Annotated in this window: 8 protein-coding genes and 1 pseudogene; 3 read left to right on the plus strand and 6 right to left on the minus strand. The window is 67.8% G+C overall.

Annotated features, from left to right (window positions below):
- Positions 1–23: 23 nt before the first annotated feature.
- A complete protein-coding gene (locus ACWELQ_RS26345) occupies positions 24–398 on the minus strand; it encodes a hypothetical protein (protein ID WP_452399730.1) in 375 nt (124 codons plus the stop codon).
- 240 nt (positions 399–638) lie between these two features.
- On the minus strand, positions 639–1,052 hold the full coding sequence (locus tag ACWELQ_RS26350) for a hypothetical protein (RefSeq protein WP_452399731.1): 414 nt from the start codon (positions 1,050–1,052) through the stop codon (positions 639–641).
- 206 nt (positions 1,053–1,258) lie between these two features.
- Here ACWELQ_RS26350 and ACWELQ_RS26355 point away from each other — a divergent pair, with 206 nt between their 5' ends.
- A complete protein-coding gene (locus ACWELQ_RS26355; protein ID WP_452399732.1) occupies positions 1,259–3,220 on the plus strand; it encodes a molybdopterin-containing oxidoreductase family protein in 1,962 nt (653 codons plus the stop codon).
- Positions 3,221–3,224: 4 nt separating this feature from the next.
- Here the strand turns inward: ACWELQ_RS26355 and ACWELQ_RS26360 are convergent, their stop codons facing one another.
- The 3 genes from ACWELQ_RS26360 to ACWELQ_RS26370 all read right to left on the minus strand — a co-directional run bounded on the left by ACWELQ_RS26360 (position 3,225) and on the right by ACWELQ_RS26370 (position 7,560).
- The gene (locus ACWELQ_RS26360) at positions 3,225–4,109 is read right to left on the minus strand and encodes an SGNH/GDSL hydrolase family protein (protein ID WP_452399733.1); all 885 of its coding nucleotides are present in this window, start codon (positions 4,107–4,109) and stop codon (positions 3,225–3,227) included.
- Positions 4,110–4,267: 158 nt separating this feature from the next.
- A complete protein-coding gene (locus ACWELQ_RS26365) occupies positions 4,268–6,781 on the minus strand; it encodes an MFS transporter (RefSeq protein ID WP_452399734.1) in 2,514 nt (837 codons plus the stop codon).
- 119 nt (positions 6,782–6,900) lie between these two features.
- Entirely contained in the window at positions 6,901–7,560 is a 660-nt protein-coding gene (locus tag ACWELQ_RS26370) for a phosphate signaling complex PhoU family protein (RefSeq protein ID WP_452399735.1), read from the minus strand.
- Positions 7,561–7,734: 174 nt separating this feature from the next.
- On the opposite strand from ACWELQ_RS26370, the gene ACWELQ_RS26375 reads away from it, so the two are divergent.
- Positions 7,735–8,910, plus strand: a complete 1,176-nt coding sequence (locus tag ACWELQ_RS26375; protein ID WP_452399736.1) for an AI-2E family transporter — start codon at positions 7,735–7,737, stop codon at positions 8,908–8,910.
- Here ACWELQ_RS26375 and ACWELQ_RS26380 read toward each other — a convergent pair.
- Positions 8,907–9,782 carry a DMT family transporter gene (locus tag ACWELQ_RS26380; RefSeq protein ID WP_452399737.1) on the minus strand — a complete coding sequence of 292 codons (876 nt, stop codon included), beginning with the start codon at positions 9,780–9,782 and terminating at the stop codon, positions 8,907–8,909. The genes ACWELQ_RS26375 and ACWELQ_RS26380 overlap by 4 nt on opposite strands.
- A 94-nt stretch (positions 9,783–9,876) precedes the next feature.
- Here ACWELQ_RS26380 and ACWELQ_RS26385 point away from each other — a divergent pair.
- Positions 9,877–10,163: pseudogene (locus tag ACWELQ_RS26385) on the plus strand (hypothetical protein); the annotation flags it as partial.

Consider the following 10,163-nt stretch of genomic DNA (forward strand, 5'->3'; position numbering starts at 1 on the left):
CGGGCCGCCGGTGAGGACGTCGTCTACACGGACGAGGGCATCGTCACTGTGGATTCATTCCTGAACGGAGTCGCGGCCGATGACTCGGTGGCATGTTTGGGCGGTGTGGCCGGTTTGGCTTGCGGGGCCGGTTTGGCCTGTGCCGGGCGGCCCGGCTTGGTGAGGGTCACCTCGGTGGGACCGAAGGACAGCACATCCTTCGAACCGGTCGGCTTCACCTGCAGGAAATCCCCCTCGGACGGATCACCGAGGGACATCACCTTGCCGGATCGGCCTTCCGGTACGCCGACCGCCGCCGCGGTGAACCACACCATCGGCGGCTTGCCGGCGTCGATTTCCGCGGCGATCTGCCGAATCTCGGTATCCGACAAGGGCTGTGGCTTGGTACGGGTCGACATGGGGCACTCCGGGCGGACGGGGCGGACAGCTGCGTGCCAAGAGCATGCACCATGGCACCGACAAATCCACATCTGACGAATGCTGACCGTCGCCGCCCCGCAGGTCAGTGAACGTTTAGCTATTCCGATTGGTGCGGCCCACCGAACATGGCCAGCGCAGCAGATACTAAGCGTCCGCCCCTGTCCCCGCGCAACTTTCGCCGCCGGCGCAGCGACCGATGCCCGATTCGGGAGCATCGTTCAGAGCTGTTCCACCCCACGCAGCACACACCGAACGGTCTGTGGACGGGTCACCGGATCCAGCCTGGTCTCGGTGGTGAAATCCTGATTGGCGCCCGGCGCGACCACTACTTCGGTGCGGGTGCGTTCCAGATCCGCGGCCTCCGGCGTCATGAAACTGATCACCACGAGGTACCGGTGCTCGACCACGTCCCGGTTGCTCACCACCGCGGTCGCCTCCCAGCCCGCCGCGGTGCCCGCGCACCCGGTGACGAAGGCGCTGCGCTGCATCTCACCGGTTTCGGCGTCGGCCTCGGCGTGGGCATGGGATCGATTGGCGTGGGCCGCGTCGGTGGTGCTCCCGTGCGCACAGCCGGTCAGCAGCGCCACGCAACCGGTGACGACACCGACGAGCCCTCGGCCGGGGGTGATCATGAAGCTCCCATTCCACCGCGCACTTCCGCCCCCGCAACCCTGTTGCGGCTGAGTGGCCGCCGGCCGAGACTACCGCAGCACACCAGCGTGTCGTCACATGACGCGATAGGCGTGTCGCAATGGAAAAGTGCCCGTACGCTCGCCTTTCGCGCCCGACCGGCCGCTTGCCCACGATCGACTTCGCCCGCTTGCCTACGATCGATTGCGTGAAGGTCTTGGGAGCATGCCCACTCGATTGCCCCGACGGTTGTTCGTGGGTGGTGGATGTGCGGGACGGCAAGGCCGTGGGCCTGCGCGGCAACAAGGATCATCCGGTCACCCGGGGCGCGTTGTGCGTGAAGGTGAACCGGTATCTCGAACAGGTCCACTCCCCCGAACGCCTCACCCATCCGCTGCGCCGCGTCGGCCGCAAGGGTGAGGGCCGCTTCGAGCCGATCAGCTGGGACGAGGCGCTCGACGAGATCGCCACGCGGCTCACCGGGATCGTCGACGAGTACGGCGGCGAGGCGATCTGGCCGTTCCACGGCACCGGCAGCCTGGGTTACCTGCAAGGGCTGGAAGGCTTTTCCGGGCGGCGCTTCTTCAATGCGATCGGCGCGTCCCTGCACGACCCGACCATCTGCTCGATCGCGGGCGGCACCGGGCTGAAGTACACCCTCGGCACCGCGGGCGGCATGGATCCCGAGGATCTGGCCAAGTCGAAGCTGATCCTGTTGTGGGGCACCAATCCGCTCAGCTCCGGGCATCACGTGTGGAAGTTCATCCAGGACAGCGGCGCGTACACGGTGGCCATCGATCCGGTGCGCACCCGCACCGCCGAGCGCTGCGACGAACATCTCGCGCCGCTGCCGGGCACCGACGCGGCGCTGGCGCTGGGACTCATGCATGTCATCGTGTCACTGGGCGCGCACGACGTGGCGTATTTGGCCGCGCACACCGAGGGCTGGGACGAATTCCGCTCGCGCGTCGAGGAGTACACGCCCGAGCGGACCGCGGCGATCACCGGGCTGCCGGTCGCCGACATCGTGGCGCTGGGTGAGCGCATCGCCCGCACCCGGCCGACGGCCATCCGCGCCTCGCAGGGCATGCAGCGGCACGCGGGCGGCGGGATGGCGCTGCGCACCCTGGCCTGTCTGCCCGGCGTGACCGGGGACTGGGCGATTCCCGGTGGCGGGCTGCACTATTCGACCAGCGGGCACTTCCAGCTCGACGTCCCGGCGCTGGTGCGTTTCGACATGCTGCCGAATCCGGTACGGACGCTGTCGATGACGCGCATGGGCGAGGCGCTGCTGGACACCGACGGTCCGCCGGTCAAGGCGCTGTTCGTGATCGCCGCGAATCCGGTCGGCTCGAATCCGGACCAGCGCAAGGTGATCGAGGGGCTGTCTCGTGACGACCTGTTCACCGTGGTCCTGGAACACTTCCAGACCGATACCGCCGACTACGCGGACATCATCCTCCCGGCCACCATGCAGCCCGAGCATCTCGACGTCCTCGCCGCGTACGGCAATCTCTACCTGGTCTGGAACGAACCGGCCGTGGCCCCGCCCGGTGAATGCCTGCCCACCACAGAGACTTTCCGCCGCCTGGCGCACCGGATGGGCCTGACGGATCCGGCCCTGTTCGACTCCGATGAGGAGCTGGCGAATCAGCTGCTGAAGCAGTACGACATCGACCGGCTGCGTGCCGACGGCTTCCTGAAGGTCGATGCACAGCCGGTGCCGAAGGACAAGCTGCGGTTCGTCTCCCCGCGTGCGGCGGCGGCCGGGCACGACCCGCTGGCCGGATACACCCCACCCGCCGATCCCAGCGACGGCCTGGTGCTCATCTCCGCGGCGTCGCACTACTTCCTCAACACCACCTTCGGCGCGAACCCCGAATTACGCCGCCGCGCAGGCGAACCCCGCGTCATGATCCACCCCGACGACGCGGCCGCCCGCGGCATCACCGACGGCGACCCGGTGACGGTCGGCAACGCGCGCGGCTCGTTCGACGCGACCGCCGAGGTCTCCGACGCGGTCCGCCCGGGCGTCGCCGCGACCCCGAAGGGCCGCTGGGCCAAGCACACCGGCGGCGCGACGGTGAACGCGACCGTGGACGAACGCGATTCGGACTTCGGCGGCGGCGCGGTCTTCCACGACAACCGCGTGGAGATCACCCGGCGCTAGCCGTTCAGGCCCCGAGCGTCTCGAGCACCTTGCGGGCCTGGTAGTCCGCGCCGAGCTGGTTGGGGTGGAACGGGACCGCGAGGCCGACCGGGCTGCCGGAGTAGGGCAGCAGGCCCTCCACCCAGCGGGTGCCGACGGGCTTGCAGGCGTCGTGGCCCGCGCTGCCGTCGTAGGTGTCGACGAAGTCGACGCCGGTGGCATCGGCTACCCGGGCGACCATCTGGTGCAGTTCGAACAGCTTCTGGCCCAGCCAGATCGCGTCCGGGTCGGAGATGGGGATCTCGGGCCAGCAGCCACCGTCCAGCCCGATGCCCTCGAAGTAGTCGAGCAGCAGGATGCGGGCGTGGGGTGCGCGGTCGCGGATTCCGGCGATGGTCGCGGTGACCCGGTTCTCGGCGACGGCGATCTGCTGCGACATGCGGTCCACGCCGCCGGTCACCATCTCGTCGAGGCAGGGGTGGGCCGCCGGATCGAGGGTGACGCAGTCGGTGACGGCGGCGGCGAGTCCCGCGTCATTGCCGCCGATTTCGAGGGTGACCAGGTCGGTGTTCGCGGTCAGGCTGTCGAACTGCGGCGCGTTGTCGCCCAGCGCGGTGCGCTGCGGCTGGGTCATGTTCGCGGTGACCGCGCCGCCGCAGGTGGCGTCGCGGAAGGTCGGGACGGCCAGCGCCGCGGCGACCTGCTTGGCGTAGTTGTGGGCGCTCTGCACGCAGGGCAGCGGGGTGAACGCGGTGGTGAGCTGGCTCAGGGTGGCGTCGGCGGCCCACGAATCACCGAGGGCCACATATTCGTTGATCGCGCCGGTATCCGGTGACGGCGGGGCGGCCTGGGCAGCCGCGGCGGGTAGGACGGCGAGGGCGGCTGTCAGCAGTACGCGCGAGGTCTTCATCTGTGTTCTTCCCCTTGAACCAGCCCAATACCGAATGTCGGACTGTTTTCACGCGGAAACCTAACAGCTGCGCGGCATCTCCGCTCCCCGAAAGCCGAATAAAGTTGGACGGCAGACCAATTCGCCCCGTTCTGCCTGCTCACACCCGGTTCGCCTGCTCACACCCGGTCCGCCGACTCGGCCCGCTCCACTGCCTCGATCCGCTCGTAGTCCGACTCCATCCGCTGGTAATTCGATTCCACCCGTTCGTAGCTGAGCAGCACATCGTGATCGATCTCCCCCTCGGTCACGGTGACCCGGCTGAAGGCCGCCGGGTAGCCGCGCGCCATCACGGTGTAGCGCCCCTCGCCCAGATCCGGCACGACGTAGCGGCCCGCGCCGTCGGTGCGGGTGACCGCGATCAGATCGCCCGCCTCGTCCAGCACGGTGATCTGCGCGTCGGGCACGCTGTCGCCGCGCTCGTTGCACGCCGACCCGGCCAGCACCGCGCGCGGGGCGAGTTCGATGTCGTGGCGCAGCATTCCGCTGTCGGGCACGGTCAGCGTGACGGCGGCCGGGCGCATGTGGTCGGCGACCGCGACCAGGGTGTAGGTGCCCGCCAGCACGCCGCGGCAGACGAAGTCGCCGTCGTCGGAGGTGATGGCCGAGCCGACCACGTCCCCGAAGGTGTCGGTCAGGGTGATGGTCGCATCGCGCAGCGGCGCACCGCGTCCCACCGCCCGCACGGTCCCCGACACCTCGCCGGAGCCGAGCAGGGCCACGTCGAGTTGCTGCGGCCGGCTGCCGACGGTGAGGGTGACCGCGGCGGGCTGGTAGCCGAAAGCCGAGACGATCAGCACGTAACCGCCCGCGCGCGGCACGCCGATCAGATAGCCACCGTCGGGTTCGCCGAGCGCCCGCGAAACCTGGCGTCCGCGTTGATCGATGAGGGTGAGCACGGTGTCGGGCACCGACTGGCCGTCCTCGCGGTGCACGCAACCCGAGACCGACAGGCCGCTCGGCTCGACCATGTGGAATTCCGGCTCCGGCTCGAACTCGGGTTCCGGCTCGGCTTCCTGCTCGACGACCGGTACCGGAACATCTTGCAGTGGAATCTCTTTCATGAACGCAAGCACCAGTGCAGCCACCACCGCCACCGCGGCGGCGGTGAAGAAGACCCCGCCCATGGCGTGGGTGAATCCGGTCAGAATGGGGATGCGCAGTTGATCCGGCAGGGCCGCGATCTCGCCGGTGCTGCTCTGGATCTTGCCCAGCTGGGAGGCGTCGAATCCCGGCGGCAGCTGCCCGCCGAACGCCGCGATGATCTTGTGCGGCAACAGGTTGAACAGGATGGTCAGGAAGATCGCGACCCCGAGGGTGCCGCCCATCTGCCGGAAGAAGGTGGCCGCCGCGGTGGAGACGCCCATATCGGCGCGCGGGCCCGCGTTCTGGGCGGCGATGATGAGCGTCTGCATGCACCCGCCGAGCCCGAAACCGATGATGCCGCAGTACAACAGCGGCTGCCACAGCGGACTGTCGTAGTGCACGAGCGCGAACAGCACCGACCCGGCGGCGATCACCAGCGACCCCAGCACCGGCAGCGCCTTGTAGCGTCCGGTGAATTTGGTGATGAGCCCGGACAATTGCGCGCCGACCATGATCCCGAGCACGAGCGGCAGCATGAAAAGCCCTGAGCGCGTGGGCGAATACCCGCGCACCACCTGGAAGTACAGCGGCACCAGCACGATCGCGCCGAACATGGCGACGCCGACGATGAAGCCGCCCAGGATCGCGATGCTGAAGGTGAGACTGCGGAACAGCCGCAGGGGAATCAGCGCGGCGTCCTTCATCAGGAATTCGATGAGCAGGAATGCCACCAGTCCGGCTGCCGCGATGCCGTAGCAGAGCAGCGCGCGATGGGAGTGCCAACCCCACTCGCGACCCTGCTGGGCCACGATCAGCAGCGGAACCGTCGCCGCCGCAAGCGATATCGCACCCAGCCAGTCGGTGCGCTGCCGACGGCGCTGCTGCGGCAGGTTGAGCACCTTGCCGACCACCAGCAGCGCCAGCACGCCGATCGGCACGTTCACCAGGAACACCCAGCGCCAGCCGGAGAGTCGCAGAATGTGGTCGGCGTTGGAGAAGAAGCCGCCCAGCACCGGCCCCAGCACGGTGGCGATGCCGAAGACCATCATGAAATAGCCCTGGTACCGGACTCTTTCACGCGGCGGCACGATATCGCCGATGATGGTGAAGGCCAGCGACATGAGTCCGCCCGCGCCCACGCCCTGCAGCGCGCGGAACCCCGCCAGCTGGTACATGGAGGTGGCGAAGGTGCAGCACACCGAGCCGATCACGAAGACGCCGATGGCGATGAGATAGCAGGGTTTTCGGCCGTAGATGTCGGCGAGCTTGCCGTAGAGCGGCGTGCTGATCGTCGCGGTGATGAGGTAGGCGGTGGTGGCCCACGCCTGTTTGTCGAAGCCGTGCAGGCTGTTGGCAATGCGGACGATCGCCACGCTGACGATGTTCTGGTCCAGCGCCGCCAGGAAGACGCCCAGCAGCAGGCCGGACAAAATGGTCATGATCTGGCGGTGCGAGAGCGTTCTTTCGGCGAAATTCTCGTCCGTGACGGGGGCAGGCTCTACGCGAACCGGCGCTGCCACCTTCGTCTGGGTAGAGCTATAGGTCATGTTTGGGGCCCTTGTCGGATTTCGGCTGTCCGTGCGTGCGGTGCTACTCGAAAAGACCTCGCCATGAAGCAATTCGGGCAGCTTACTCCCGCCGATCGGGCCCTTCACACAAGGGGTGGTTACGCCTCCGTTTGCGCGTAGAGCGGAATGCCGGTGTGGAAGAACCGGATGAGCCGCCCGATGCGGACGCAGTGGTCGGCTCCGCGCTCGAAGTGGTAGGCCAGCAGGGCGATGTCGATCGCCATGGCCGAGCCGTGTTCCCAGCTGTCGTCGGCGGCCAGTTCCACCAGTTGCGCACGCAGCCGCTCGACGTTCTCGTCGCGCGGCACCAGCACCCGATCGCGCGGTGGGTTCTGTGCCGCAATGACTCTCACCGCGCTGACGATGAGATGGGTGACCACGCCGGAGAATTCCGCGAGCAGAGCGATTACGTGCGGCGGGGCGGCCGGGTTCGGGTAGCGGCGCACCACCACGTCGGCCACCCGGCTCAGCGCGCGGCTGACCGCGAGCAGGTCGTCGGCGATCTGCATGGCGGTCACCACGTGCCGCAGGTCGCGGGCGACGGGGGCCTCCAAGGCCAGCAGGATGACCGACCGGTCCTCACATTTGGCGTGCTCGATCTCAACCTTCTCCTCGAGCGCGAACACCTCGTACGCAGCGGTCAGGTCGCTGCCCATGAGCGCGGCCGCGGCCCGCTCCGAAGCCTCATGCGTCAGTCTCGCCATATGCGCGAGCTCATCGGTCAGCGCCATCAGTTCGCTGGAGAATTTCGTGCGCACTCGCATATCTTGGCCGCCCACCGACATGCCTGCACACTATCGCGGCAAAACCTTTCTCTGCGAATGACTCTCGGTTCTTTTCGTTCACTAAAAACAGACCGACCGGATTTGTACATTTCATACACGCCGGTGCGTCGTCCCGGGAAACCGGCGGCCGTGCACGAGACTGGCCCCGTGGCCGCCGAAAACCCTGCCGCCGAGCAGAACCCCGAGGCGACGGACAGCCCCAGCAGCACTGACGCACCCGAGCGGGCCGCCATGCCCGCCTGGCTACCCCGGGCCATGGTGCTCGCGCTGGCATTGCTCGGACTGTTCGAACTGGCCAATTGGGCAGCCCACCAGCTCATCGGCATCGCTGTCATGATGACTGTCGCCTTCTTCGTCTCACTGGCCATGGAACCGGCGGTGGACGCAATGGCCGCGCGCGGCGTCAACCGCGGACTGGCCACGGCGATCGTGTTCATCATCGTGTTCGCGTGCACCGCGGGCTTCCTCGCCACCCTCGGCGTCCTCATGGTCGAAACGGTCGCGAACGTGGTCAGCGAGATGCCCCGGCTGATCGACGAACTGGTGGACTGGATCAACTCCACCTTCCACCAGAAATTCACCTTGGATCAGCTCCGGGATCGGCTGTTCAAGGACTCCGACATCATCAGCTCCTACGCCGCGCGCGCCGCGAACAATGTGTGGGGGCTGTCGAGCACGGTGCTGGGCGGGCTGGCCAAGTTCGTCACCATCGCACTGTTCAGCGTGTACATGACCGCCGACGGGCCCAAGCTGCGGCGGGCGCTGTGCTCGCTGCTGCCGCCCGCGAAACAGGGTGCGGTACTGCATGCCTGGGATCTGGCCATCGACAAGACCGGCGGGTACCTGTACTCGCGGGCGCTGCTGGCGGTCATCTCCGCGGTCGCGCACTGGGCGTTCCTGGCGCTGCTGGGGCTGCCCAACTCGCTGGCGCTGGGGATCTGGTTCGGCGTGGTGGCCTCGTTCGTGCCGACCATCGGCACGTATATCGCTGGGACGCTGCCGATTCTGGTGGCCCTGACGATCCGGCCGATCGACGCGGTGTGGATCGTCATCTTCGTGGTGGTCTATCAGTGGATCCAGGATTACGTGCTGCAGCCGCGCATCACCGCCAAGACCGTGGACGTGAATCCGGCGATCGCCCTGCTGTCGGTGATCGTGGGCGGCGCGCTACTGGGGGCGGTGGGGGCGCTGCTGGCCATTCCCGCCACCGCCACCTTGCAGGCGTTCCTCGGGGAGTACGTGAAACGCTACGAGGTGGCCGAGGATCCGCGCATCGAACGCAGCGATCGAACCCGCAAGCAGCGCAAGGCAAACCAGGGTTAGGCGGGGGCTGGTTCCTTCACCTCTGCCTTGGCCCGGGCGGTGCCCACGATCGAACCGATGATCACCAGCGGGAAGCCGATCGCCATGCCCGCGGTCAGCGGCTCGTTCAGCAGCGAGACGCCGATCAGCAGGGCCACCGCCGGATTGATGTAGGTGATGACGGTGGCGCGCGACGGGCCGACCTCGCCGATGAGCGCGAAGAACACCACGAAGGCCAGCGCGGTGCAGATCAGGCCGAGTCCGACCACCGACCAGGTCGGCGCGGCGGCGTAGTGGGAAGGCATGCGCCACAGCGTGAACGGTAGGTAGATGGCGGCGGCGAAGATCAGCGAGCCGGTCACCACGCCGATCGGGGGCAGTTCCTTCAACTTCCGGTCGATGATGATCGGGCCCAACGCGTAGCCGACGACGCTGACGCCGATGGCCGCCATCGCGCCCAGATTCGAGACGTCGATATCCAGGCCGACCAGGGCGGTGACGCCCGCGAAGCCGATCACCAGGCCGAGGATGCGGCGCATGTCCAAGCGCTCGTGGCCCATCCGCGTGGTGAGGACGATCGCGATCAACGGCACCGCGGCGATGAGCAGGCCGACCGTCGAACTGGTCAGCTTGGTTTCGGCGTGGCCGATGAGCAGCCACGGGCCGGTGATCTCCACCAGCGTGTACACCAGCAGCCAGCGCCATTGCCGCAGTGCGGGAGCCAGGACCTTCAGGTACAGCGCGATCGGCAGCAGCACCAGCGCGCCGAGCAGGGTGCGGCCGAAGGCCACGAACACCGGGTCGAATTCCCGCACCGCGACCCGGATCATGGCGTAGGGGACACCCCAGATCACGCCCATGCCCAGAAACAACAGCCAGCCACGCTTGCTCACACCCCGCTCCTTCCGATCAACCGGAGCGTATGCCACGCCGCCGACACGCTGAATCGGTCGTCCAAACGCCGTCGGCGTCCGAACTATTTCGGTGATGAATGCGATACCGGCGGGCAGGCAGTGGCGAAGATGGCGCGGGCGGGCGGGGACGGCGATGGTGGCGGCGCTACTCCTGCTGGGCGCGACGCCGGCGGCGGCCATGCCGGAGATCACCCCCGGCGCGGATCAGCCGAGTTCCGGGACGCTCGAGCCCGCGCTGGACTGCACGCCCGCGCCGGAGCAGCCCAATCCGGTGGTGATTCTCGGGGGTTTCGGGGCGGTCGGGGATATTCGCGCGACGCTCGACAAGCAGATGGCGGGGATCACCGCCGGGATTCGGTG

It is taken from the genome of Nocardia sp. NPDC004722 (genome assembly GCF_053601505.1).

Coding starts and splice junctions, on each gene's coding strand:
- ACWELQ_RS26345 (WP_452399730.1), bottom strand. CDS start 398: ATGTCGACCCGTACCAAGCCACAGCCCTTGTCGGATACCGAGATTCGG.
- ACWELQ_RS26350 (WP_452399731.1), bottom strand. CDS start 1,052: ATGATCACCCCCGGCCGAGGGCTCGTCGGTGTCGTCACCGGTTGCGTG.
- ACWELQ_RS26360 (WP_452399733.1), bottom strand. CDS start 4,109: ATGAAGACCTCGCGCGTACTGCTGACAGCCGCCCTCGCCGTCCTACCC.
- ACWELQ_RS26365 (WP_452399734.1), bottom strand. CDS start 6,781: ATGACCTATAGCTCTACCCAGACGAAGGTGGCAGCGCCGGTTCGCGTA.